General features: G+C 61.9%; 22 protein-coding genes and 1 riboswitch. Of the genes, 11 read left to right on the forward strand and 11 right to left on the reverse strand.

All coding sequences use genetic code 11. The annotated features are described in order from the left end of the window. Window positions 1-2 precede the first annotated feature (2 nt). Window positions 3-683, forward strand: a complete 681-nt coding sequence (locus AC1DVN_RS03540) for a TetR/AcrR family transcriptional regulator (protein ID WP_031330947.1) — start codon at window positions 3-5, stop codon at window positions 681-683. Window positions 684-708: 25 nt separating this feature from the next. Here AC1DVN_RS03540 and AC1DVN_RS03545 read toward each other — a convergent pair whose 3' ends face one another. Then, window positions 709-1620, reverse strand: coding sequence for a LysR family transcriptional regulator (locus AC1DVN_RS03545; protein ID WP_019747644.1), 912 nt, complete (start codon window positions 1618-1620; stop codon window positions 709-711). Between the two features lie 90 nt (window positions 1621-1710). Between AC1DVN_RS03545 and AC1DVN_RS03550 the strand changes: the two genes are divergently transcribed. Then, on the forward strand, window positions 1711-2796 hold the full coding sequence (locus AC1DVN_RS03550; RefSeq protein ID WP_044480105.1) for a TDT family transporter: 1086 nt from the start codon (window positions 1711-1713) through the stop codon (window positions 2794-2796). 74 nt (window positions 2797-2870) lie between these two features. Continuing rightward, window positions 2871-3512, forward strand: a complete 642-nt coding sequence (locus AC1DVN_RS03555; protein WP_477993515.1) for a dihydrofolate reductase family protein — start codon at window positions 2871-2873, stop codon at window positions 3510-3512. Between the two features lie 48 nt (window positions 3513-3560). Here the strand turns inward: AC1DVN_RS03555 and AC1DVN_RS03560 are convergent, their stop codons facing one another. Further along, window positions 3561-3869: a rhodanese-like domain-containing protein gene (locus AC1DVN_RS03560; protein WP_019747641.1), complete on the reverse strand. Its 309-nt coding sequence runs from the start codon at window positions 3867-3869 to the stop codon at window positions 3561-3563. Window positions 3870-3954: 85 nt separating this feature from the next. Here AC1DVN_RS03560 and AC1DVN_RS03565 point away from each other — a divergent pair, with 85 nt between their 5' ends. Together AC1DVN_RS03565 and AC1DVN_RS03570 are read left to right on the forward strand one after the other, a co-directional pair. Beyond that, window positions 3955-4794, forward strand: coding sequence for a CPBP family intramembrane glutamic endopeptidase (locus AC1DVN_RS03565; protein ID WP_019747640.1), 840 nt, complete (start codon window positions 3955-3957; stop codon window positions 4792-4794). 33 nt (window positions 4795-4827) lie between these two features. Further along, the gene (locus tag AC1DVN_RS03570) at window positions 4828-5718 is read left to right on the forward strand and encodes a poly(ethylene terephthalate) hydrolase family protein (RefSeq protein WP_019747639.1); all 891 of its coding nucleotides are present in this window, start codon (window positions 4828-4830) and stop codon (window positions 5716-5718) included. Here the strand turns inward: AC1DVN_RS03570 and AC1DVN_RS03575 are convergent. From AC1DVN_RS03575 to AC1DVN_RS03590, 4 genes are all read right to left on the reverse strand, one after another. After that, complete coding sequence (locus tag AC1DVN_RS03575; RefSeq protein ID WP_019747638.1) at window positions 5705-6712, reverse strand: zinc-dependent alcohol dehydrogenase family protein; 1008 nt, start codon at window positions 6710-6712, stop codon at window positions 5705-5707. The two genes, AC1DVN_RS03570 and AC1DVN_RS03575, sit on opposite strands and share 14 nt — an antisense overlap. A 57-nt stretch (window positions 6713-6769) precedes the next feature. Next, entirely contained in the window at window positions 6770-7540 is a 771-nt protein-coding gene (locus tag AC1DVN_RS03580; protein ID WP_019747637.1) for a glucose 1-dehydrogenase, read from the reverse strand. A 14-nt stretch (window positions 7541-7554) separates the two neighbouring features. Further along, window positions 7555-7902 (reverse strand): hypothetical protein, encoded by a 348-nt coding sequence (locus AC1DVN_RS03585; RefSeq protein ID WP_007727425.1) that lies wholly within the window; start codon window positions 7900-7902, stop codon window positions 7555-7557. A 216-nt stretch (window positions 7903-8118) separates the two neighbouring features. Further along, window positions 8119-11406: an error-prone DNA polymerase gene (locus AC1DVN_RS03590; RefSeq protein ID WP_024487466.1), complete on the reverse strand. Its 3288-nt coding sequence runs from the start codon at window positions 11404-11406 to the stop codon at window positions 8119-8121. 269 nt (window positions 11407-11675) lie between these two features. Here AC1DVN_RS03590 and phoA point away from each other — a divergent pair, with 269 nt between their 5' ends. Next, window positions 11676-13208, forward strand: coding sequence for an alkaline phosphatase (phoA, locus tag AC1DVN_RS03595; protein WP_019747635.1), 1533 nt, complete (start codon window positions 11676-11678; stop codon window positions 13206-13208). A 27-nt stretch (window positions 13209-13235) separates the two neighbouring features. Here the strand turns inward: phoA and AC1DVN_RS03600 are convergent, their stop codons facing one another. From AC1DVN_RS03600 to AC1DVN_RS03615, 4 genes are read right to left on the reverse strand one after another with little or no spacing between them, the layout of a single operon-like run. Next, window positions 13236-14006 carry a (2Fe-2S)-binding protein gene (locus AC1DVN_RS03600; RefSeq protein WP_019747634.1) on the reverse strand — a complete coding sequence of 257 codons (771 nt, stop codon included), beginning with the start codon at window positions 14004-14006 and terminating at the stop codon, window positions 13236-13238. Then, a complete protein-coding gene (locus AC1DVN_RS03605; RefSeq protein WP_019747633.1) occupies window positions 14003-14836 on the reverse strand; it encodes an ABC transporter ATP-binding protein in 834 nt (277 codons plus the stop codon). Before AC1DVN_RS03605 ends, AC1DVN_RS03600 begins: the two co-directional genes overlap by 4 nt. Further along, on the reverse strand, window positions 14833-15873 hold the full coding sequence (locus tag AC1DVN_RS03610; protein ID WP_029254959.1) for a FecCD family ABC transporter permease: 1041 nt from the start codon (window positions 15871-15873) through the stop codon (window positions 14833-14835). The genes AC1DVN_RS03605 and AC1DVN_RS03610 overlap by 4 nt, the downstream gene beginning before the upstream one ends. Further along, the gene (locus AC1DVN_RS03615) at window positions 15870-16865 is read right to left on the reverse strand and encodes an ABC transporter substrate-binding protein (protein ID WP_029537874.1); all 996 of its coding nucleotides are present in this window, start codon (window positions 16863-16865) and stop codon (window positions 15870-15872) included. The genes AC1DVN_RS03610 and AC1DVN_RS03615 overlap by 4 nt, the downstream gene beginning before the upstream one ends. A gap of 116 nt (window positions 16866-16981) precedes the next feature. After that, window positions 16982-17129: riboswitch (cobalamin riboswitch) on the reverse strand. Window positions 17130-17198: 69 nt separating this feature from the next. On the opposite strand from AC1DVN_RS03615, the gene AC1DVN_RS03620 reads away from it, so the two are divergent. From AC1DVN_RS03620 to AC1DVN_RS03635, 4 genes are all read left to right on the forward strand, one after another. Next, window positions 17199-19319: an MMPL family transporter gene (locus AC1DVN_RS03620; protein ID WP_019747630.1), complete on the forward strand. Its 2121-nt coding sequence runs from the start codon at window positions 17199-17201 to the stop codon at window positions 19317-19319. 129 nt (window positions 19320-19448) lie between these two features. Next, window positions 19449-19571, forward strand: a complete 123-nt coding sequence (locus tag AC1DVN_RS03625) for a hypothetical protein (protein WP_019747629.1) — start codon at window positions 19449-19451, stop codon at window positions 19569-19571. Window positions 19572-19621: 50 nt separating this feature from the next. Next, complete coding sequence (locus tag AC1DVN_RS03630; RefSeq protein ID WP_477993454.1) at window positions 19622-21616, forward strand: SDR family oxidoreductase; 1995 nt, start codon at window positions 19622-19624, stop codon at window positions 21614-21616. A gap of 52 nt (window positions 21617-21668) precedes the next feature. After that, window positions 21669-22109 (forward strand): hypothetical protein, encoded by a 441-nt coding sequence (locus AC1DVN_RS03635; RefSeq protein ID WP_020906963.1) that lies wholly within the window; start codon window positions 21669-21671, stop codon window positions 22107-22109. 380 nt (window positions 22110-22489) lie between these two features. Here AC1DVN_RS03635 and AC1DVN_RS03640 read toward each other — a convergent pair whose 3' ends face one another. Continuing rightward, window positions 22490-23479: a threonine ammonia-lyase gene (locus AC1DVN_RS03640; RefSeq protein WP_029537872.1), complete on the reverse strand. Its 990-nt coding sequence runs from the start codon at window positions 23477-23479 to the stop codon at window positions 22490-22492. Between the two features lie 81 nt (window positions 23480-23560). Between AC1DVN_RS03640 and AC1DVN_RS03645 the strand changes: the two genes are divergently transcribed. Further along, a complete protein-coding gene (locus AC1DVN_RS03645) occupies window positions 23561-24475 on the forward strand; it encodes a LysR family transcriptional regulator (RefSeq protein WP_020906961.1) in 915 nt (304 codons plus the stop codon). Window positions 24476-24499: the final 24 nt, after the last annotated feature.

Consider the following 24499-nt stretch of genomic DNA (forward strand, 5'->3'; position numbering starts at 1 on the left):
AGATGGTGCGCATGGCGACCAGGAATCAGCGGACCGAACGACGTACGGACGCGCTCTCGAAGGAGCGAATCGTCGAGGCTGCGATCGAGATCCTCGACGACGAGGGCGAAACTGCGCTGACATTTCGCGCACTCTCCGCACGCCTGGCAACAGGAAGCGGGGCGATTTACTGGCACGTCGCCAACAAGAGCGAACTGCTCGCCGCGGCGACCGACGACGTCATCGCCCGCGTGACCACCGAAGGAACCGAAAGCGCAACCCCACGTGAGGCGATCCGGATCATCACTCTCGGTGTGTTCGACGCGATCGACGCGCACCCGTGGGTCGGCACCCAACTCTCTCGCGAGCCGTGGCAATCAGCGGTGATGCAGATCTTCGAAAGTCTGGGAGGGCAACTCCAAGCACTCGGCGTTCCCCAACCGGCACAGTTCGATTGTGCGTCCGCACTCCTGAACTACGTGCTCGGCCTCGCCGGACAGTATGCCGCGGGCGCCCGCCTCCTCCCCCGCGAGACAGATCGGTCCGCCTTCCTCGCCACCGTCGCGCAGCGGTGGGAAGAACTCGATTCCGCGAAGTACCCGTTCCTCAATCAGGTGACGGCGCAATTGCGCGACCACGACGACCGAGAACAGTTTCTGGCAGGCATCGATCTCATCCTCGCGGGAATCGACACCGTCCGATAGCAGCCGTTCCCGTCAGCCGCAGCCGTCAACGCGAATGAACAGCGGTGTTGGAGCCGAGCGCTATGTCGAGGAAATCTCTTGCCGCACCGCGCAATCCGCGATCGGGATCCCAGACGGCTTGGAGTCGCCTCGGCATCCGCAAGCCGTCGACGTTGACCGCGACCAGTCGGCCGTCCGTCAGGTCGGCAGCAACGGCCAACGACGACAGAACGGCGGGCGCGTTGCCTGCCACCACCGCAGCCTTGACTGCGGTGCACGAGGTGAGCTCGAGCAACGGCGGCACACAATCGGGAACAGCATTCTCGAGCGTCAGACGCGTCCCTGACCCTGACTCGCGCTGAATCAGCGGCGTGCGTGCGAGGTCCGCAACCGGAACAGGCACACCATTGGCCCAGTCGTGTCCCGGCGGCACAACCACGACGAGGTGATCACGCGCTACCTCGCACGACGCGAGCGCCGACGGCACATCCGGACCTTCGACGAATCCGATATCGGCCTGGCCTGCCTGCACTTGAGCAGAGACATCCGAGGAATTGTGCAAGCTCACCGACGCCACGACGTTGGGGAACTTGTGCCGCATCGCGACCGTCCATCCGGGAACCAGATACTCGGCGATGGTCATGCTGGCGGCAACTGTGACGGCAGCGTCGCGTTCACCGCGAAGTGCGGCAACTCCCGATGCCATTTCCTCGGCACTGACGAGGATGTGACTTGCCCACTCGAGAATCAGACCGCCCTCGGCGGTGGGACGAACACCGGTCGCCGCTCGATCGAAAACCTTGATTCCGAGCTGCCGTTCGACCGAACGCACCCGGGCGCTGACCGCTTGCTGACTGAGTCCGTGCTCCCGGCCGGCAGCACCCATGCTGCCCAGACGCCCTACGGAAAGCAGGACGTCGAGGGCACTGAGTTCCGGCACCCGAGGAGACAACGACATAGACCAAGATTAGACCCACAAGGCGAGATTGTGGGCATTCAAGGACAACCGGTCTACCGGTACGAACCGGATGAGACGACAGTGAAATGCATGACCACCACAACGAGTCCCACCTTCGCCCACATCACCCCGAACTGGTTCGCGGCAGCGATGGGAACGGGAATCGTCTCGGTGGCCGCAGCTTCGCTCGAACCGGAGATCGAAGGCTTGAAGCTGGTCTCGGAAATCTTCTGGGTTCTGGCGGTTCTCGTACTGTGCGCCTTGATCGGCGCATTTGCCACCCATTGGTCACAACATCGATGTCAGGCCCTCGCCTACCTGCACAGTCCCGCGATGTTCCCGTTCTACGGAGCCGTCGCCATGGCCCTGCTGACCGTGGGATCGGCAACCGGCATCACCGGGCCGGACTTCCTCGGCCACGACGTGGCGATCACCGTCTCGCTGACTCTGTGGATACTCGGCACGGCACTCGGCCTGGTCACCTACGTCGTGATGATGATTCGTCTCGTTCGAGATGCTGGGATGGCGACGGCAATGCCGTTCTGGCTGATGCCCGTCGTACCACCGATGGTCTCGGCCACCACCGGCGCAGCGGTCAGCACCCACATGCCCGAAGGCGCTCCGCGCATCGCGGTACTGATCTTCTGCTACATCCTGTTCGCTCTGGCACTGACCGCCGCTATCGGCATTCTGATAGCCGTCGCGAGGCAGTTCGCACGCAACCGCTCGGCCGGCGTCGACGTGATCCCGTTCAATGCCATTCCCTCGCTGTGGATTCCGTTGGGCGTGATCGGACAGTCGATCGCAGCATCCAACCTGTTGGCCGCCGCCTCACGGCATGCACTCAGTACCGAGCACGCCGACACCCTGCACGAATTCGGAATCGCATACGGAACCGTCGTCGGAATCATCGGCGTCATCGCATTTGTCACCGTCACCACCGTGACCATCCACGCACTGCGCCGCGGCTTGGACTTCTCGCTCGGTTGGTGGAGCTTCACCTTCCCCATCGGAGCATGTGCAGTCGGAGCGAATGCCTTCGGAGTCGCCACCGGTTCGACGCTGATTCTGGGAATCGCACTTGCCCTGCTGACCGTGCTGATCCCCATCTGGGCAACCGTCGCGGTGCGGACCGTCCGATCGATCCGCAGTGGAGCTCTCCCCGCGGCTGCATGAATTGGCACCGATGAGTTTTGCCTCGCCGTACGGTCTGTACTCACGTAGACCATTGTCGAGAGCGGGAGTACATGGTGAGTCAGTTATTACGAGTACAGAATTTCAGCGTTTCCAGTGACGGAATAGCCTGCGGTCCGGACCAAAGCTTCGAGAGCCCGTTCGGCCTGGAACACGGTGAAATGTTTGCGTGGGCGGGAGCTACAGCGAGCTGGCCCAATCGCACCGATCCCGGCGGCAGCCGAGGCATCGACGACTATTTCACGCGGGACTTCTCCAACAACATCGGTGCCGAAATCATGGGCCGCAACAAATTCGCACCCTACCGCGGCCCTTGGGAGAATCTCGAGTGGCAGGGGTGGTGGGGCGACGAGCCACCGTTCCACACCCCGGTTTTTGTCTTGACCCACCACGTGCGGCCGTCGTTCACGCTATCGGACACGACATTCCACTTCGTCGACGCTGACCCGGCGACGGCCCTCGAGCAGGCACGTGAGGCCGCGCAGGGCAAGGACGTTCGACTCGGCGGCGGGGTCAGCACTATCCGTGAATTCCTCGACGCCGATCTGGTCGACACGATGCACATCGCTGTCTGCCCGATCGAATTCGGATCCGGTCTACGCCTGTGGGAGACACCTGATGAGTTGCGCGACCGCTTCAACCTCGAAATCGTGCCGAGCCCGAGCGGCGTGACGCATCACCTGTTCTGGCGAAAGTGACCGGTGGGGGCGGCTCCCGAAACGGGAACTGCCCCCATCAGTTGTGTCTTAGGCTCCGGTCTCGACCTGGCGCCCCGACTGGTACCACGCCATTGTTCCACCGGCCACCGAAACGGCATTGATGCCACGGGCCTGCAGATACTCCGCGGCCTGCAGGCTACGGCCACCGACGGCGCAGATGATGTACACCGTTTCCGCGTCCGGAATTTCACCGACGCGAGAGACGAATTCGCTGAGCGGAATGAGCGCCGCACCGGGAACTCGGACCTGAGCGAACTCGTCGGGCTCACGGACGTCGATCAGCGGCTCACCTGCCGCCAATGCCGTGTCCAGTGCATTCAAGTCGACTTCCAACATGTCTTCTGCGTCCTGCCTTCGTGTTCGCTGCTGTCCGAATAGACGGTACCGCGTGATTTCGTGTGGTTGCCTTTACGATCTGACAATGACCAATACTGTTCCCGAAAAGTCGGGTTTTTGGAGTCGACCCACTTTGTGGAAGTTGCTCCTTCTCATCGTTGCCTATTTGGTCTTCTACCTTGCCGCCGGGCAGGTGATCTCGCGTGTTTTCGCCGACCAGATCGACACGGACAACGTGGTCTCGAGTGCCTCGAGCATCATCTTCGGCGTCATGTTGCCCATCGCGATCGGTGCAGTTGCGTTGCTGATCTTCACGGTCAAGGTCGGCTGGCTCAGCAGTATCTTCGGTCCTCAACCGGTACGCGGACGCGGCTGGATGTGGATCGGGCCGATTATCGTCGTTGCCGCCATCGCTGCCCACCTGGCCGGAACCGACTGGAGCGCGTGGTCGGCCGGCGAAATCGTCTCGTTGATCGCCCTCGGTGTATGTGTCGGTCTCGCAGAGGAATTGGTCACCCGAGGTATTGCAGTGAAGATGCTTCGTGATGCCGGCCACCGAGAACGCTTCGTCGCTGTTGTGTCGTCCCTACTGTTCGCACTCATGCACACGGTGAACTTCATCGCGGGAATGGAACTGGCAACAGTCCTTGCCACCGTCGTCTACACCTTCGGATTCGGAATGTGCATGTACTTGACCATGCGCGTGACGGGCACGATCTGGGCCGCAATCGTGTTGCACGGCCTCACCGACCCCACCACCATTCTCTCGACCGGCGGGCTCGACACCTCGGTGACGACGGGTGCCAGCGGAGCCACCACGATCGCCACACTGCTCACTGTCGTGCTGGTCGCCTTCGGCGTAGTTGCCATCTTCTTCATCCGCGGCCGGGTCGGCGAAGAGCAGCCCGCGCGCGTCTCGGCCTGACTGATCGCATGGGTACAAGACATACTTGTACCCATGCCTTCTCGGACCACACATTCGATCGCCGTCGTGACCGCATCTTTTGTTCTGGCACTATCGGGTGCCGTCACACACGCCAGTGCGGGGGTTCCGGCCGCTCCCGAAGCCGCGACTACCGAATCCATCGCATCGGAGTCGATCAGCGATCTGTACGCAGCCCAGGGTGCGCACGAGGTGGCTGCCGATTCGGTTCCCGGATACCAATTGTTCTACCCAGCCGACTTGTCCGCTGATGGCAAGCGGCATCCCGTCATCACGTTCGGCAACGGCAGCTACGCGACGTTCGAAGAGTACGAGGCCCTCCTCCGACACTTTGCGTCGTGGGGTTTTGTTGTTGTGGTGGCCGACAGCAGTGTGACCGGCGACGGTACTGAAATCTTGGGTGCCGCTCAGTACCTCGTCGATCAGAACACCAACGCTGAGAGCATTTTTCACCAGAGGATCGATACCGACAACATCGCCTCGGTCGGGCACTCCCAGGGGGCAGGCGGCGCGATCAACGCTGCAACTCAGTCGGCGAATCTGATCACCGCCACTGCGGTGCTCGACCTGCCGGACCCGTGGTGGGCTTCGCGACCTGTCGATGTCGTCGACGTGGCGAAGTTGACCGGGCCGACGTTCTTCATGACCGGCGCCGACGATCCGGTCTCCACCGCCGATCCACAAGCTGAGTACTTCGACAAAACCGCAGCACCGGCGGTCCGGGGCAGACTACTTGGCGTCGGCCACAATTGGGCCGCCGACGGCGAAGGATTCCGGGGTTACCTGACCGCGTGGCTGAGGTTCGCCCTCAGCGGCGACCAGACTGCCGGACGTGCGTTTGTCGGCGACTCGGCGGAAATCCTCACCGATCCCCATTGGGACCGGCAAGCGATCAAGGGTTTGTGATGACGATCTTGCCGTAGGCCTGCCCGGATTTCTGCTGCTCGAACGCTTCGGCAAGATCGTCCAGACGGTACGACGAATCGATGACGGGACGAAGCGCGAGGCTCTCCAGCCCTGCAACCATCTCCTCCTGATGTGCACGACTGCCCACCAGAACACCTTCGATGGTGACCTGTTTGGTCAGTAGCGAAGTCAGGTCGATCGACGACGACGGGCCGTTCATGATGCCCAGCGCGCAGATCCGGCCACCTGGTCGGACTGCCGACAGAGATTGACCGAGGGTGGACGGCCCGCCCACGTCGAGCACAAGGTCGATCCCGCCGCTGAGCCGCATCGCTTCCGATCCCCAGTCCGGGCGCTCACGGTAGTTGACCACGTGATCGGCACCGAGCTCGGTCAATCGAGCCATCTTGTCGGGAGCCGACGAGGTTGCGATCACCTGAGCTCCAGCAGCTTTGGCAAGCTGGACGGCAAACAGCGCTACCGTGCTGGTCCCGGGAATCAACACCGACGAACCTGGGATGATCGGGACGCCGGCAAACAATGCACGCCACGCGGACAAGCCCGCAGTGGGCAAGGTAGCGGCTTCTTCGTACGTGTAGTTTCGCGGCATCGACGTCACTGCCGATACCGGCACGGTGACGGTGTCACGGGCGAACCCGTCGACGCCGTCACCGGGTGAATTTCCGAATCCGTCGAAATCCGGTGCACCGCTGCGCCAATGCGGCAGATAGGTGCTCATCACACGGTCCCCGACCCCGAACTGTGTGACGCCGTCGCCGACGGCAACTACCTCGCCCGCTGCGTCGGACAAGAGAATGCGAGGGCCGTCGGTCGGTATCTCGCCGGTCGCCACGAGGTAGTCGTGGTGGTTGAGCGAATTCGCGCGGATCGCGATCGTCACCTCACCCGCACCTGGCGCTGGCGTCTCGATCGTCCTCAAGTCGAGGTTGTTCAATCCTCCAGGCGGAAGTACGTATACAGCGCGGTTGGTCATGGTGTGGATCCTCGCACGATTGACGATTTCGGGTGACGTTCGGAAAGGTTCTGCTGCTCAAAGGAGAGAAGCCGTGAACCCTCCGTCGAGAACCAGGCTGCTGCCGTTGCACCACGACGACTGGTCGCTCGCAAAGAACACTGCGGCGGCGGCGACTTCCTCGGTCCGGCCGTAGCGGGTTTGCTTCGTGACCATCAGGTCGTCGAAGCCGCCGGACTCGAGGCCGAGTGCGTTCTCGAAATCCTGTTGGTGACTCTTGACCAGGTCTGTGTCGATGAATCCGGGTAGCAGGGCATTGGCTCGGATTCCGTGGAAGCGAAGTTCGGCTGACAGGGTTTCGGTGAGATTGCGAACTGCTGCTTTGGCGGCGGCATAGCTACCGATCAACGGCGACCCGGTGGTCGACGAGATCGACGAGATGTTCACGATCGAACCGCCTCCGGATGCGACGAGCGCGGGTAGCGAATGACGGACGGTCAAGAACACTCCATCGAGGTTGACCGACATGACTTTCCGCCAGTCCTCGAACGAGGTCTCGATCAGCGGAGTCGTGGTGGCGATGCCGGCGTTGGGTACTACGACGTTCAGTCCGCCGAACTCGTCGACCGCCCTGGCGACGAGATCCTTGACCTGCTGTTCGTCGGTGACATCAGTGGTGACAGCGATAGCTCCGTCGATCGAGTCCGCCACTGCCTGTGCTGCGTCACCGTTGATGTCGGAGACTACGACGCTCGCGCCCTCCGCCCCGAATGCCCGGGCAATGGCGGCGCCGATTCCGGCACCTGCGCCGGTGACAATTGCAACTTTGTTCGCGAGAAGATCGGACATGTCAGCGTTCCCCTTCAGTTCTCGGTCGGGACGTAGAAAAGCAATTCGGGTCCGGTGTCGCCGGTAGTCGCGATGGCCTCGGACATGTCGAGAGTCCCGTCGCCCAAAGCACTTCCCAACGCCTGCGCCGTGCCCGCGAGATCTTCCGTGTCGAGTTGATAGATGCTCAGGTAGCGGCGCGCGGGCAATGCATCCTCGGGCAGCAACTGCACATCCGCCAGGAAGAATCGGGAGGCGGAGACAACTCCAGGCACTCGTTCGACGACCTGCGGAATATGCACGTCGTCGTACCAGCGGTTGAACGCGTCCTCCGAAGACGGATCGGCAGGGTGTACGTGTGCGACGAGAATCGCTGTGCTCATGGAGTTCCTCTTCAACTCGAAGTGCTTTGGATTCAGCATGTTTGGAAGGCGACAATATTCACCAGCGAGGCCACTGGTCGTGGCCGTGCCAGGCGATTCGATGGCCGCTCAAGCGACAACCCTAGGCAGGGATTGTGACCCGCGCCATATGCTCGGAGGTCAGAGTTGAGCTCCACATTTGTCCTCTCGGCACAAAACTCCGAGCAGAATCGGGCATTAGCGAAAGTCTCGCGACTTGGCTGTGACTCGCAGATCCATCAGCTGCATCCGGTCTGCCACGACAGTGACAGCGCCTTCCGCATTTTGCACCTTTCCTCGAATAAGCAACGCCGGCGCCGTATTTGCCAGTTTTCGGTACTTTGCCCACAACCCCACCGAACACACGACATTGACCATGCCGGTTTCGTCTTCGAGGTTGATGAACGTGACGCCCGCAGCTGTGGCCGGACGCTGCCGGTGTGTGACCGCTCCCCCTACCAGCACACGGTCGCCGTCCGGGATGTCGAGCAGCCTCGAAGCCGGCACCACGCCGAGCGCGTCGAGCTGTGGGCGAAGAAACTGTGTCGGATACGTGTCGGGAGATACTCCTGTCGCCCAGACATCCGCTGCCGCCAATTCGACGTCGCTCATGCCGGGAAGGGTGGGAGCTGTGACCGACGCACCGATACCGGGCAAGCGGTCCGGACGCTCCCCTGCCGCAGCGCCCGCAGCCCACAGCGCTTCTCTACGCGAGATGCCGAAGCTGGCAAGCGCGCCGGCAGTCGCCAACGATTCAGCTTGCGCGGTAGTCAGTTCCACCCGACCGGTCAGATCGAGAAACGACGTGAACGGTCCACCGAGGTCGCGCTGTTCGACAATTTTCTCGGCGAGCGCATCGCCGATGTTGCGCACTTCCCCCAGTCCCAGCCGAACCTCGAATCCACCTGCCTCGACGGTGGCATGCGCGAGGCTGACATTGATGTCTGCACCGTGTACCTGCACTCCGTGCCGGCGCGCATCGGCGACCAGGGACTGTGGTGAGTAGAAACCCATCGGCTGCGCTCGCAGAAGCCCGGCACAGAACGCGGCGGGGTGATGAAGCTTGAACCACGAGGAGTAGAAGACCAGTGCGGCAAAACTCTGTGAATGACTTTCCGGAAACCCGAAATTAGCGAATGCGTACAGCTTTTCGTAGATTCGGTCGGCAACCTCGTCGCCGATGCCATGTAGGTCTCGCATGCCCTGGTACAGCCTCGCTCGCAGTTGCTCCATCTTCTCGGTGGAACGTTTCGATCCCATTGCCCGACGCAATTGATCGGCCTCGGACGGCGTGAAACCCGCAACGTCGACGGCCATCTGCATCAACTGTTCCTGAAACAACGGAACCCCCAATGTGCGTTCGAGTGCCTTCTCGAGCGACGGATGGTCATAGGACACAGGTTCGAGTTTGTTGCGCCGGCGGATGTACGGATGGACTGATCCGCCTTGAATCGGCCCGGGACGGATGAGCGCGACTTCGACCACCAGGTCGTAGAAATTTCGAGGCTTCAGACGCGGCAGTGTCGCCATCTGCGCACGTGATTCCACTTGGAACACCCCTACCGAATCTGCCCGCTGCAACATCTCGTACACCGCTGTTTCCGACAGATCGAGATGCGCCAAATCGACTGTGATGCCTTTGTGTTCGGCCACCAGATCCATCATGTAATGCAAAGCCGAGAGCATGCCGAGCCCGAGTAGATCGAACTTGACCAACCCAGCGGCAGCACAATCGTCCTTGTCCCACTGCAGGACACTGCGATTGGCCATCCGCGCCCACTCCACCGGGCAAACGTCGGCGATGGGACGATCACAGATGACCATTCCGCCGGAGTGGATACCGAGGTGCCGTGGATAGCCTTCGATCTGCGCCGCCAGTTCGAGTACCGGACGCGGAATATCGGTATCCGCATTCTTGTCGATACCACCCCACCGGCCGACCTGCTTACTCCACGCATCTTGCTGGCCCTGCGAAAAGCCAAGCGCGCGGGCCATGTCCCGCACCGACGACTTTCCTCGATAGGTGATGACATTGGCTACCTGCGCGGCATACGTACGCCCGTATTTCGCGTACACGTGCTGGATCGCCTCTTCCCGGCGATCCGACTCGATGTCCACGTCGATATCCGGTGGGCCGTCGCGCTCGGGCGCAAGAAACCGCTCGAACAGCAATTTGTTGCGAACCGGATCGACGTTGGTGATGCCGATCGCGTAACACACCGCAGAGTTCGCAGCGGAACCCCTTCCCTGACAGAGGATGTCGTTGTTCTTGCAGAACGACACGATGTCATGCACGACCAGGAAGTATCCGGGAAAGTTCAATCCCTCGATGATGGCAAGTTCATGTTCGAGCTGTTTGTATGCCTTCGGTGCACCTTCCGGGGGTCCGTAGCGTTCCAGCGCCCCGACCATGGTCAGCTCACGCAACCACGACGCCTCGGTATGCCCGGCAGGAACGTCGAACGGTGGCAATTTGGGCGCGATGAGCTTGAGATCGAAAGCGCACTCACGACCAAGATCGGCGGCACCACTGACAGCCTCGGGATAGAGCGAGAACAGCGTCGCCATCTCCGCGCCGGACCGCAGGTGTGCTCCGCCGGTCGGAGCCAACCATCCAGCTGCCTCATCCAAGCTTTGACGCGCCCGCACAGCTGCCATTGCCATGGCGAGGCGTCGACGCGGAGGAGCGGCGAAGTGTGCGGCGGTGGTCGCCACCGTACGTAGTCCACGTTCTCTCGCCAGTTCTGCAAGAACGGCATTGCGCTCGTCGTCCTCCGCCAACCCATGATGAGTGAGCTCCACCGACACTCGCTCCGCCCCGAAACGCTCGACCAGATCCTGCAAGGCCTCCGCCGCGGCTTCGCGACCACCCGACGTCAAGGCTTGCCGCACATGACCTTTGCGGCACCCGGTCAGGATCTGCCAGTGCCCACCGGCGGCTTCGGTCAGCGCGTCGTAGTTGTACTGCAGTTTGCCCTTCTCACCGCCCGCCAGATGTGCGGCGGCTATCTCCCGCGAAAGACGGCGATATCCTTCCTGCCCACGGGCAAGTACCAGAAGATGCGTTCCACCGGGATCTGCCGTCCCAGTTCTGGGTACCGAATCGAGCGACAACTCGGCCCCGAACACGGTCCGCATTCCCCATTCACGCGCAGCCTCCGCAAACCTCACCACGCCGTAGAACCCGTCGTGATCGGTGACGGCAATCGCCTCGAGCCCGAGACGCACAGCTTCCTCGACCAGTTCTTCCGGCGGTGATGCGCCGTCGAGGAAGCTGAAGGCCGAGTGAGCGTGCAGTTCTGCGTAAGGAACCACGCCGGTGCCACGAGTGAGTTCGCCTGCGTGATACTCGCCGCGCTTTCGTGACCAGGCGGGACTGTCACTTCCGTCGCCCGGGAACAAATCCTCGTGTTCCACGCGGCCTGGCCGTCCGGACAGCACCCGTTCCATCTCGGACCACGTCGGCGGCCCATTTCCCCAACCCACACTGACCTCGCACCTGATCGAGCCGGCCGTCACGGGACGACCGACTGCTCGAGGATGCCGAAAGGGAAGACGCACCACATACATCGAACTGATGTTCGATGCAGATTCAGTCTGACAGGTCACTCACCCGCAGTCAACAGAGCGAATCTCAACCCTCACCGTCTCGTCACATTCAGATGTACGCATGTCTGCACTCCGTTCACTTTGGCCCCAGATCATTAGCGGCGTTCATAATCTCCATCCATACTGTTTCCAGGAGTACTACTCGTATGTCGTTCTCGCGCAACACACGTAGGTTGACGGCCGTCGCCGGCGCCGTCGCCGTTCTGGCCGCTGCCGGCTGCAGCAGCAGTGCCGACGAGGCAACAGGTTCGAACGGCACGACCGTCGATCGCGCCGCGACCGGCGAACTGTCCTCGAACGGTGGTGCTCGCCGCATCGACGGTGATCAGTCGGCTGCAGTGCGTGACGCCGTCAACGCTTCCGGCGCGAAGAACGTCATCCTCCTGATCGGGGACGGCATGGGCGACTCGGAGATCACCGCCGCGCGCAACTACGCCGAGGGTGCTGCTGGCAGCTTCGCCGGCCTCGACGCCCTGCCGATCACCGGCCAGTACACGCACTACGCGCTGACCAAGGACGGCAAGCCCGACTACGTCACCGACTCCGCTGCCAGTGGATCGGCATGGTCCACCGGCACCAAGACCTACAACGGCGCGATTTCCGTCGACATCAAGGGGCAGGCCCAGTCGACCGTCCTCGAGATCGCCAAGGCGAACGGCAAGGCCACCGGCAACGTCTCCACCGCCGAGGTACAGGACGCCACCCCCGCAGTGCAGGTCGCGCACGTCAGCGGCCGCAAGTGCTACGGACCCGAGGCGACGTCCAAGTCCTGCCCGGAGAACGCCATCGAGAACGGCGGCAAGGGATCGATCAGCGAACAGCTCCTCGACACCCGCGCCGACGTCACCTTTGCCGGCGGCGCCAAGTCCTTCGCTGAAACCGCGAAAGCCGGTGACTGGCAGGGCAAGACCCTCAACGAGCAAGCTGCCGCTCGTGGCTACCAGCTGGTGAAGAATGCCGCCGAGATGAACGAGGTCGGCAAGGCCGATCAGGACGCACCCGTGCTCGGGCTGTTCGCCGACGGCAACATGCCCGTCCGCTGGGAAGGCTCTGTCGCCACCCGCGACGGTTACCTGCAGCCCGCCGAAACCTGCGTCGACAACCCCAAGCGAACCTCCGACGTACCGAAGCTCGCGGACATGACGCAGAAGGCAATCGACCTACTGAAGGTCAACGACAACGGATTCTTCCTCCAGGTCGAAGGTGCCTCGATCGACAAGCAAGACCACGCAGCCAACGCGTGCGGTCAGATCGGTGAAACCGTCGACCTCGACGAAGCTGTGCAAAAGGCACTCGAATTTGCGAAGACCGACGGAGAAACCCTGGTCATCGTCACAGCCGACCACGCTCACACCAGCCAGATCGTCACCAACGTCAGCGCAGACGACATCGCCACCATCGCCAAGGACCAGAACATCCCGGTCGAGCGCGCCCAGGAAATCGTCTACCCCGGCCTGACCCGCAAGCTGACCACGAAGGACGGCTCGGAGATGACGATCAGCTACGGAACGTCCGAAGATCCGGCCGTCGAATCCGAAGGGCATACCGGAACTCAGTTGCGCGTAGCAGCTTTCGGTCCCCACGCGGCCAATGTCAGCGGCCTCACGGACCAGACCGACCTGTTCTTCACGATGACCGACGCGCTGGGACTCGACCGTTCCAAGGTCGCAGCTCACTGACCCGACCCGGTAAAAGCCTGGGTCCAGTCACACCAGAGCAGCCAAGGCGCGCACCCGGTCTTCGGGTGCGCGCTTCGGGCAACTGGTGCACTTACCTTCACCGGGCACCTCGTAAATCAGGCAGCACGACGCGCGCTGCGTGAATCTGCGTCGCCCGGATGCCACCGGTGTCAACGGATTAGAAACGCGCACAACACTTTCATTGCGGTCGACATCGACGAAACGCGGGACGGGAATGCCCGGGTTCTCACCGCGGAGAACATCGATCAGACCAGCAGCAAATGCACTTCCGCGCTCCCTCGCGCTACCGGCGGCGTCGAGGCTGCGATTGGCGATGGAGTCCGTCGCGATCGCCCACAGCGCCTGCTGCCGAACGCCGGACACCTCGGCGAGTACCTCGATCACGGGACTGAGTGAGCGGAGCATCGCGTGGCCCAACTCCGCCACACTCCGCGAGATCGGAATGACCGATCCGGCAGCAAACCCGCCCAGATAGCCGTTGTCACGCAAGAAGATCCGCCCACCGTTCAACGATGGATCGGCCGCGAACCCGGTGACCATTCCGGTTCCGATCGGAATGCCAGTCAGCGTGGAACTGGCCGAGTACCACCACAATGTGCCGTTCACTCGGCTGTCCGCACTCCCCCATCGCTCGGCCGTATCAGCGACACGTGCTGCCAACCACTGGGGGTCGGTCATCAACACCGCGGGCACCGTATCCGGATACGCGCTCAGGTTGTCGAAGAACGGCACCGCTAATGCCATACGGGCGTAGATCCCGGCTACCGATTCCGTCATGCCAGCCCCAATATCTCCATCCGCGGACGTACTCCGCGTTCGACTCGCGCCTTGATGCCGAAAACCTCGGCCAACAACGGCTCGTCCAACACCTCGACCGTAGACCCACACGCGCGGAGTTCACCTTCGGTGAGCACGGCAAGGTTGTCGCAGTACTCGACTGCCAACCGTAGATCGTGCATCGTGACCACAACCGCGAGCCCCGCCGACGCAAGTTCGGCGAGCAATTCCATCACGATCAACTGGTGACGAAGATCGAGATGATTGGTCGGCTCGTCCAGCAACAGAACCTTGGGCTGCTGAGCCAATGCGCGCGCTATCGAGACACGTTGCCGCTCACCACCCGACAGGGTGGACACGTCGCGTCCGGCAAGCTCGACCAAACCAACCTGCTCGATGCACCGGTCCACGATGGCGGTATCTCGCTCAGTGCTTCGGTCCAACCAGCTACGGTGCGGAGTTCGTCCGAGCGCGATCGATTCACGAACCGAAAGTCCTGCCGAGACAGTAGGTTCCTGGACGCTCGCCGAGATGGTTTTGGCGATGTCCTTACGCGAGAGCGTCGTCGAGTCGGCTTGATCGATCAGAACTGCGCCACCTGTCGGAGTCAAAGCGTTGTAGCAGCAGCGCAGCGCCGTCGTCTTGCCACTGCCGTTGGGTCCGACCAAGCCCAATATTTCACCGGACGTCACCGCGAAAGTGATGCCGCGCAGGACTTCGCGGTTGCCAAGCCGCGCCCGGGTCTCGACGAGTTCGAGCAGAGGCGCAGCTTCGGCGTCCTTCGGGAGTGTCTCTGTTCTGGCCTGTGTCACTGTTCTGGTCTGCGTCACTGTTCGAGCCTCCGATACTGCCGGTAAAGCATCCAGACGAAGATCGGTGCACCCACGAGGGCGGTGATCACTCCGACCGGAACTTCGGTGGATTGTGCCACCGAGCGCGCAGCGGTATCCGCGGCAACCATCGCGACGGCGCCCAGAAGGGCTGCAGCAGGGAGCAGTCGAATTGCTCTGGTGCCGACGATGAAACCGGCCAGATGTGGGATCAGGAGGCCAATGAATCCGATTCCACCGGCAACGCTGACTGCCGCGCCCGCCAGTACGGAGACCGCAAGCAAGGACAACACACGGAACCGCCGGACGTTCATACCGAGTGCAGCAGCCCCGTCGTCACCGGTCTGCAAGACGTCCATCCACCGCGAACTGAACAGAAGGGCTGTGCCGACGACGACCAGTGCGATCGTCGGGAAGATCAGCGTCGACCATCGCGCATCACCGAATCCGCCGGCAATCCAGTGCATCACCGACGTCACGTGCCGATCATCGGCCAACACCAGGATGCAAAAGGTGATGAGCGCCGAGAATATCTGGGCGAGCGCTACACCCACCAAAATGATCGCGGTCGGCTGCGGATACCGGCCGCCGATCAGCAGTGCGAGAAACAACGGGATCATCGCCCCGACGAATGCTGCGACCGGAATCGTGAAAACCCCGAGGAGGCCGGCGCCGAAACCCAGCACCGAGACGAGCACCACCATGAATCCCGCACCCGACGAAACTCCGAGCAGATACGGGTCGGCAAGAGGATTCCGTGTGACAGCCTGAGCAACAGCACCCGACATCGCCAAGGAAGCACCCACGACCGCAGCCGTGAGTGCACGTGGCAGGCGGGAGTCGATCACGATCGACTCCCGCGCCGCGGTCCACCACGTTTCGAAAGTCCCTGGCGCCAAACGGGCTCCGACTATCGCCCAGACGTCACCGACGGGAATGCGAACCGATCCCAAGGAGACGGCCAACCCCAGGACGATCGCCAAGGCGACCGCCAAGCCGACAAGTAGGGCGCCGTACCCGTAACGCGTGCGGGTCACTTCGCCGCGTCAGCGCCCGGATGGAAGGCCGTCGCGATGGTCTGTGCCGAACGCACCAACCGTGAACTCTCGAACAGGTCCGCGAGAGGAACCACGACGAACCGGTTCTGCTGCACAGCAGGGGTGGTCGCCATCAACGGCTGGGCGCGGAGGAAGTCGATCTTCTGCTCGGCGGTCTTGTCTCCGTAGTCGATGACCACGATCGCCTGGGGTGCACGCTCGGCAACAGCTTCCCACGATGCGTCGATGTAGGGCTTTGTCCCTTCGGCGAAGATGTTCGAGACGCCGGAGTATTCCGCGACCAATTGACCGACGCCGACTCCGCCGATAGTCGTCGGAACCTGGTCACCACTGTCGTAGAAGAAGGTCGGTACCGGCGCCGCGTCTCCGACCGAAGCGCGGACGGAATCGAGACCATCGCTGATCTCCTCTGCGACCTCGCGGGCGGAATCTTCGACGCCCAGGACTCGACCGAGTTGCGTGTAGTCGTTCTCGAGCAATCCGATGTCGGGGAAACCGGTGCCACAGTATTCCGAGAAGAGGAAGGTGTTGATTCCGCGCTCGCCGAAAGCGTCTCGGGAACGGCCTTGCTTCTCGTTGAAGGCACTGGTCATTCCTCCGACCACGAAGTCCGGATCGACGTCGAGGACCTGCTCCATGCTGGGGAACGTATCGGAGAGGCTGGGAATCTTGTTGAATACATCGGCGGTCTCCGCAGTTGGCGGGTTGTCGCTGTACGCCCGACCGACGATCCGGTCACCCGCACCGATTTCGATGAGCGCCTCGGTGACATGCCCGTTCAAAGACACGATGCGCTGCGGCGGCGAGTCGAAGGTCATCTCTCGATCGCAGTTGGTCACGGACACAGCCTGTGCGAAGGATTCCGCAGCAGACGCGGACTCTGATTCCTGGCCTTTGGAACAACCTGCCGAAACAAAGGCGACCGCGATGAGAACAGCGGCGGCGCGGGACGGGGAGAACTGAAGTGACACGGGGACCTCGTAAGGGCTCTGAGCCACGAATGAGAATCCGACAGACAACTCCGCCCGCACACTGATACTCGGCCAGAGCTCCTGCTGGACTTCCTTTTCGTAGACCACGACGAATGGATGTCGCACACCGCGCGGTGGGTAATCGGGCTTGCCGACGCTCGGTGACTACCGAGAATCGACCTACCGTTGCGGGTCAGCGCCGGATTCGGACCGGCTTCCCCCACACACGTGGCTTGCAAGTGCTTCGAGCAGTATGCATGACGTTTCCGATTCAAGACCAAACGCCCACTACAGTCGATCTGGCCAGACGCCCCCACACACCGGAGTTGATACATGACACGCTGGGCCCAAACCGTCGTCGCCCGGAAATGGTGGGTACTGAGCCTCGCGGTTCTGATAGTTCTCATCAGTGGGGTGTGGGGACTCGGAGTGTTCGGCAAGCTCAGCCAGGGCGGCTTCATCGATCCGGGCAGCGACTCCGCGAAGGTTGCGGACATCATCGAAGACAATCTCGGACCGCAGACCCCGGACATCATCGCGATCTACTCACCCACAGACGGTAAGACCCTCGACGACATCGGGCCGGCAGTGACGGCCGCCGTCGACCAGTTCAAAACGGAAGTGCCGACCGCGTCGGTGAAGTCGTATTGGGGAACGGACGCCGCGGCCAAGGCCAGTCTGCTCTCGAACGACGGATCCATGGCGGCCGTTGCGATCACGTTGGCACCGGACTCGGGCGTCACACCTGCTACTTTCGCCGATCTCTTGCCGAAGCTCGAAGTTGAAGGTGCCGAGGCACAATTCGCGGGTAACACCGTCGTCGGCGTCGCGTTCAACACCAAGCTGGAGAAAGACCTGGTGGTCGCCGAAGCCATCGCCATTCCGATCACTCTGGTGCTGCTGGTCTTCATCTTCGGCGGCGTCGTCGCTGCGGCGGTTCCGGTGTTCGTGGGTGTACTCAGTGTCTTGAGCGCCTTGGCGGTTCTGCGAGTCCTCACGCTGATCACCGATGTGTCTTCGTTCTCGATCAACGTCGCTTCTCTTCTCGGGTTGGGACTTGCAATCGACTACGGACTGTTCGTGGTCGGTCGGTTCCGTGAAGAACTGAATTCGGGCTCGGACCCGGGAGCGGCTGCGCAGCGGACAGTTCTGACCGCGGGTCGCACCGTCATGTTCTCGGGTCTGCTGCTGATCTGCGCGTTCAGCGGCATGCTCGTTTTCCCGCAGGCCGTCATCCGGTCTTTGGGTTTCGGTGCGATCGCAGCAGTACTGAGCGCGGCGGTTCTGTCGCTGACCGCTGTGCCTGCGCTGCTTGCCATTCTGGGGCATCGCATCAACGCCCTGACGTGGCGCAAGGATGCGGCGCAACGCGGCGAGGAACGCTCGCGCAAGTTCTGGGGCCGCGTCGTCACGTGGGTGATGAAGCGTCCGGTCGCGGTCTCGGTGACGATCGTGGCCGTGCTGCTCGTGATGGCCTCGCCGCTGCTCGGTGCCCGTTTGGGAGAACTCTCGTACACCGCACTCCCGGACAACGACCCCGCTCGCGTCGCAATGGACACGTTGGTCAACGACTTCCCGCAGACCGGCAACGGCGCGACGATGATCCTTCAGGCCGAGGACGGGAACACTCTCACCCCGGCCGAAGGTGCAGCGATCGCCGAGTCCGCCGGTCAGGTCGAGGGCATCGGTCAGGCGACCGTCGTCGCGAGCACCAATCAACTCATCGCGGTTCAGGCTCTCTACAGCGAGGGCTCTACGCCCCAATCACAGAGCACCGCAGTGACAGATCTGCGTGCGATCTCCGCTCCCGACGGAACAGTGCTGCTTGTCGGTGGCGGTCAAGCCATGGTCGACGACGGCAACAACGCCGTCCTGCACTGGTTGCCGGTGATGATCCTCATCATGGTCGGATCCACCTTGATCCTGTTGTTCCTCGCGTTCGGTTCGGTGGTCCTGCCCATCAAGGCGGTACTGATGGCCGCGCTGAGCCTCGCGACCACCTTCGGAGTCCTCACCTTCGTCTTCCAGGACGGTCACGGCGTCGAACTCCTCGGGGTCAGTCAAACTCCGCTGGAGGCGACGTTCGTCGTGCTCATCCTGGCGGTGGTGTTCGGATTGTCCACGGACTACGAGGTTTTCCTGATGTCCCGGATGGTCGAGGCCAAGAACGCGGGAGCGACGACGGAGGAAGCAGTCAAGTTCGGAACCGAACGCACCGGCCGAATCGTGACGGCCGCCGCCCTACTCCTGATCGTGGTGACGGGGGCATTCGCGATGTCCGGGTTGTCGGTGATGAAGTTCCTGGGCGTCGGCATGATCGTCGCGCTGATAGTCGACGCGACCATCATCCGCATGTTGCTCGTGCCCTCGCTGGTGAAGTTGATGGGCGAAGCGAACTGGTGGGCTCCGGCCTGGATGAAAAAAGTTCACGCGAAGGTCGGCATCGGCCACTGATTTCGGGCCACTGATCACGCACTAGTGGATTTCCCTGATCGGGCAGTCGTCCTCGAGGATGACTGCCCGATCGCCTAAATCGCTCCGCAGGGCGATGTTCTCCGAAGCTGATTTCGTCAGACTTGGAGCATGACAATTTTCGAATGGATCCTTGCAATCCCCGCTCTTGCACTTGCCGTCGCGTTCCTGTTTTCGGGAATCATCACTGCGGGCATCGACTTCGACACCGAGGATGGCGTCATGACGCACTGATGTCCGGTTCCCTCTAGCCGTCGATCTTACTTTGGAGTAAGTTACCGACCATGGCCACATACATCGTCACTGGCGGTACCGGGTTCCTCGGACGAGCTGTACTACCGCTCCTGCTCGAGCATGATGAAACTGCTCAAATCCACGTGCTGGTCAGAGCGGGTTCTGTCGCAAAACTCGAAGCACAGGTGTCGGCAATTCCCGGCGGCGATCGAGTGCTTCCGCTCGTTGGCGATCTGACCGAGCCCGAGCTGGGCATCGACTCTCCCCCGCCGGCCGACCATGTCCTTCACCTCGGCGCGATCTACGACATCACGGCCGGAGACGAGCAGGCTTCGACGAATGTCGAGGGCACACGCTCCGTGGTCGAACTTGCTGCAAAGCTGGGAGCCACCCTTCATCACGTGTCATCGGTTGCAGTCGCAGGCGACTATCCGGGCACGTTCAGTGAGACCGATTTCGATTGCGGCCAAGGCTTTCCGACGCCGTACCACCGAACCAAGTTCGAGGCCGAGAAGCTCGTTCGAGAACGAGAAGGCCTCACCTGGCGTGTTTATCGGCCGTCTGCCGTGGTCGGCAACTCCGTCACCGGAGAGATGGACAAGATCGACGGACCGTATTACTTGTTCCCAGGTCTGACGCTACTCGCGAAACTACCTGCAGCACTACCTGTCCCGATCCCCAACCTCGGGGCGACCAACGTGGTGCCGGTCGACTATGTGGCCGCTGCCCTCGTCGAGTTGATGCATGTGCCCGGCCGTGACGGCGAAGCATTCCATCTCGTCAATCCGAAACCTCAACCGGTACGCGAAATCTATGCCGGCCTCGCCAAGGCCGCCGGAGCGCCGCGGCCCGCGCTCAGCCTGCCGGGCGTGATCGCCAAACCCTTTGTCTCGCCATTGCCGATGGACTCGGCAGAATCGGCACGAAAAGTCTTCCTCGATCGCATCGGCATGCCTGCAGCGTTGCTCGACAACATGACGATGGCGCCGACCTTCACCTCCGAGAGAACCGTTGCCGCCCTCGCCGGATCAGGCCTGACGGTCCCCGAGTTCGGCTCCTACTCGACGGTCTTGTGGAAGTACTGGCGCGCAAACCTCGATCCCAATCGCGCACGTCGCAACCATCCCGAAGGACCACTGGTCGGTCGGATAGTCCTGATCACCGGTGGCTCGTCCGGAATCGGCAAGGCCTCTGCCATCGCCGCCGCCCAGAAAGGCGCCACAGTTCTCCTGATCGCACGCCGCACCGACGAACTCGATGCCGCGGTACAGGAGATTCGATCAACCGGAGGCAAAGCGTTCGGTTATCCCTGCGACATCACCGACGACGAGTCGGTCCAGCACACGATCAAAAGCATTCTGACAGAACATGATCACGTGGACATGTTGGTGAACAACGCCGGCCGATCCATTCGGCGCGGCATTTACCATTCCACGGATCGTTTCCACGACTACGAACGAACGATGGCCGTGAACTACTTCGGCGCTGTGCGATTGGTGCTCGCATTGTTGCCCACCATGCGTTCTCGCCGCTTCGGTCACATCGTGAACATCAGCAGCGCGGGAGTCCAGGCGGCAACCCCTAGATTCTCGGCCTACGTGGCGAGCAAGGCCGCCCTCGACGGTTTCTCCGACGTAGCTGCCTCCGAAACCCTGGCGGACGGAATCACTTTCACGACCATCCACATGCCGCTGGTCGAAACGCCGATGATCGCTCCGACCGGCGAATACAACAACGGCCCGATCACCAGCCCGGAAAAGGCTGCGGCAATGGTGATCCGCGCGCTGATCGAACGCCCCAAGCGCATCGACGTGCCACTGGGCACTCTGGGTGATCTGGGAACCTTGTTCGCACCGCACACCAAGGACCGGATTCTCAACCAGATGTACCAGGCCTTCCCTGACTCCCCGGCGGCAAAGGGGCAGGTAGACAAAGAAACTACGTCAGACGTTTCGGCAACACCGTCGCGTCAGCGCCATTCACGCTCGCGCATCCGCAAACTCGGCCGACGCGCCGCCCGACTCGTGCCCGGAACGCACTGGTGACCGGTGGTGTGACTTCGCCTCGTAGCGTGTTGGCCACCGCAAGGGATCTGCAGTGCTAGTCATCAGAATCTATCCTGACCATGGCCATCCCAGTTCACTATGGCCGTCGAAGGAATTGATTGTCGTCCCGCCGCAACGGTTCCCGCAGGCATACGTTCTCCCGAGCCAAATGGGGATCGACGACGAACTCGGAGAGAAGATACTGGCGTGGACTGATCGCTTCCAAAAGTTCTTTGTGACCGAGATCGACGGCTTCGCGATGCGACCGAGGTGGCGTCCAGGGATCAACGTTTTCGACTGGTACGACGAGGGCTATCGGATCGTGGGCGAACTTCGCGCACGGTTTCCGGACGTGCACGTCAAACCTGAATTTGCCCAGTACGTCTTTTCGGTCAACGAGCGTCGGGAAAGCATGGGGCTTGTGCCGGTCAGCCTTCCGAACGAACCCAAGGCCGGGCATATAAGCATCACTGAACTCCTGCACCCCAAGTGAGTTTCAGAGCCATGGCGATGAGTGCGATCGATACTGCGGCAGTGATCGAGTTTTCCCATCCGAGGGCGAAGTAAACCGCGGAAGAATCGAAATCCACTGCCTTGCAATAGGCTATGGGAAACGGGATCCAGGCCCATCCTGTTTCTTCGAGTAATCCGATTCCATACGAACTTGATCTACAAAGCTCCGATGCGGACGCTGGGAACCCCCAACGTGAGGCCACTCCGAAGCTCACGATCAATCCAAGAACACCGACGACCAGCATGAGTGCGCAAATATTGAGAGTACGTGACTTTTCTCGGGGTGAAGTCATTGGCACACAGTACTTCGGCTTTCCGTCAGTTCGCTGACACTGCACATTGTTCCGAATGCGAGATCAATTAGCTGACGACCCTGCGGATCTCGCTCTCGGAGGCATTGGCGCCCGTGCAGACAACAGCAACGCGCTTGTCCGCGAAGGTGTTCGGATGTGCGTAGACCGCAGCAAGTGCGGCCGCACCGGCGCCCTCACTCAAAGTGTGTGCGTCGAAAAGGAGAGCCCGCTGCGCGAGGGTGATGTCATCGTCCGTGACGAGCAAGAAACCACCTAGCCGTTCTCGCATGACGCGTTGAGTCAATGCGAATCCGGCCCCGGTCGCGAGCCCTTCGACACGAGTGGCGTTCGGGCGCTCGACACAGGTGCCGGAAGTCCACGAGTCGTGCGCCGCTCGTGCGGCCTCCGACTGCACCGCGAACACCTCCAGGTGCGGTGCAAGCGCACTGGCGACGAGGCAAGCGGCCGCCGCACCACTGCCACCACCGACGGGGACGACCACTGCGTCCAGATCTGGCTGCTGCTCGACGAGTTCGACGTACGCCGTGGCAACACCGGCGAGGATTGCCGCCTCATTGGCGGCGCTGACGAGACGCAGTCCGTCACGTTCGCTGATGAACTCTGCGTGAGCGCGTGCCTCGTCGAAGTTTGCGCCGTGCTCGATGAGCTCGGCCCCAAGCATGCGGACAGCGTGAGCCTTGACCGGATTCGCCCCAGCCGGCATCACAATTACGCACCGCACGCCCGCATCCGCTGCGGCATACGCCAGGGACTGAGCATGATTTCCCGTCGAGTAGCCGATGATGCCTCGGGCCCGCGTCGGCTCATCGAGTCCAGCCACCAGGTTCAGTCCACCGCGGACCTTGAACGCACCTGTGGGTTGCACGTTCTCATGTTTGACGAACAACTGGCTGCACGAGCCCGCTCCCAAGGTCGGGTGCGATATCAGGGGCGTGACCGGTAGGTGGCGTCGGACAACCTGACTTGCACGCTGAATGTCCGCCCATGTGGGTGGTTGTAGCCCGGTTGTTGCCGCGAGATCAGGTGCCTGTGCCATGTGGATCACCCTGTCAAACACTGATTCATAGGTCTAATACATGTTTTCGTCGAAAGCATCGAAATCCTCTATGATTTCGTCATGCTCGATCTAATTAGGCTGAGGGTCTTGGTCGCTGTCGCGCAGGAAGGATCGGTGACAGCCGCCGCCGATTCGCTCGGTTACGCGCAGCCCTCCATCAGTCACCACCTTCGACAGCTCGAATCGGAAGTCGGAGTTCCGCTGTTCCAGCGAGCCGGTCGTGGGCTACGTCTGACGGATGCCGGTGCGGTACTGGTTCGGCGCGCCACGGAAATTCTCGGTCACGTCGACGCTGCCGTAGCCGAAGTCGAAACGTACGCGGGACTGAGGGCGGGGCGGGTACGACTTGCCGCATTCCCGTCAGCCCTGGCGAGTTTGATTCCGCAGGCGATGGCAGCGTTCACGTCCCAGTACCCCGACGTGTCCATCAGCCTCGTTGATGCAGAACCACCCAAAGCACTTGCAATGCTTCGTAACAACGACGTCGACGTAGCTGTCGTTTTCGCACACGCGGATACCCCGGATGTGGGGCTGAAGCACGTCACCCTAACGACGTTGCTGGACGATCCGTTGTACCTGATCACCTCTGCGCGGAATGCAGATGCCGCCAACGAGATCACGGACTACGCCGGTGAGACCTGGATTGCAGGCTGTCCGAGCTGCCGCGCCCACCTTCTCACCGCCTGCAATCGAGCTGGGTTCGTTCCACGGATCGAGTTCGAGACCGACGACTACGTCGCGGTCCAAGCGCTGGTCGCCTCCGGAAGCGGAGTCAGCACCCTTCCCGCCCTCGCTCTCCATGCACATCAGAACCCGGGTATCCGCGCACACCGCATTCGCGGCGAGCGACGCACTGTCTCCGTCGCAACCTTCGGGAAACCTCCGCTCGCTCCTGCCATTGACGCGTTCGTCAGCACCCTGGCGGCGACATCCGACTCCGTGCGTGAGCGGTTCGAATTGGATGGGCACCTGTAGGCGATGAGATCACGGCTGCACCGC

This window comes from Rhodococcus sp. P4_E4 (assembly GCF_056401575.1).

Bases quoted from the DNA above. Each gene is read 5' to 3' on its own strand.
- AC1DVN_RS03540 (WP_031330947.1), top strand. From the start codon at position 3: ATGGTGCGCATGGCGACCAGGAATCAGCGGACCGAACGACGTACGGAC.
- phoA (WP_019747635.1), top strand. From the start codon at position 11,676: ATGTCGTTCTCGCGCAACACACGTAGGTTGACGGCCGTCGCCGGCGCC.
- AC1DVN_RS03570 (WP_019747639.1), top strand. From the start codon at position 4,828: ATGCCTTCTCGGACCACACATTCGATCGCCGTCGTGACCGCATCTTTT.
- AC1DVN_RS03550 (WP_044480105.1), top strand. From the start codon at position 1,711: ATGACCACCACAACGAGTCCCACCTTCGCCCACATCACCCCGAACTGG.
- AC1DVN_RS03645 (WP_020906961.1), top strand. From the start codon at position 23,561: ATGCTCGATCTAATTAGGCTGAGGGTCTTGGTCGCTGTCGCGCAGGAA.
- AC1DVN_RS03545 (WP_019747644.1), bottom strand. From the start codon at position 1,620: ATGTCGTTGTCTCCTCGGGTGCCGGAACTCAGTGCCCTCGACGTCCTG.
- AC1DVN_RS03565 (WP_019747640.1), top strand. From the start codon at position 3,955: ATGACCAATACTGTTCCCGAAAAGTCGGGTTTTTGGAGTCGACCCACT.
- AC1DVN_RS03575 (WP_019747638.1), bottom strand. From the start codon at position 6,712: ATGACCAACCGCGCTGTATACGTACTTCCGCCTGGAGGATTGAACAAC.
- AC1DVN_RS03560 (WP_019747641.1), bottom strand. From the start codon at position 3,869: ATGTTGGAAGTCGACTTGAATGCACTGGACACGGCATTGGCGGCAGGT.
- AC1DVN_RS03620 (WP_019747630.1), top strand. From the start codon at position 17,199: ATGACACGCTGGGCCCAAACCGTCGTCGCCCGGAAATGGTGGGTACTG.
- AC1DVN_RS03625 (WP_019747629.1), top strand. From the start codon at position 19,449: ATGACAATTTTCGAATGGATCCTTGCAATCCCCGCTCTTGCACTTGCC.
- AC1DVN_RS03585 (WP_007727425.1), bottom strand. From the start codon at position 7,902: ATGAGCACAGCGATTCTCGTCGCACACGTACACCCTGCCGATCCGTCT.
- AC1DVN_RS03630 (WP_477993454.1), top strand. From the start codon at position 19,622: ATGGCCACATACATCGTCACTGGCGGTACCGGGTTCCTCGGACGAGCT.
- AC1DVN_RS03600 (WP_019747634.1), bottom strand. From the start codon at position 14,006: ATGACGGAATCGGTAGCCGGGATCTACGCCCGTATGGCATTAGCGGTG.
- AC1DVN_RS03640 (WP_029537872.1), bottom strand. From the start codon at position 23,479: ATGGCACAGGCACCTGATCTCGCGGCAACAACCGGGCTACAACCACCC.
- AC1DVN_RS03580 (WP_019747637.1), bottom strand. From the start codon at position 7,540: ATGTCCGATCTTCTCGCGAACAAAGTTGCAATTGTCACCGGCGCAGGT.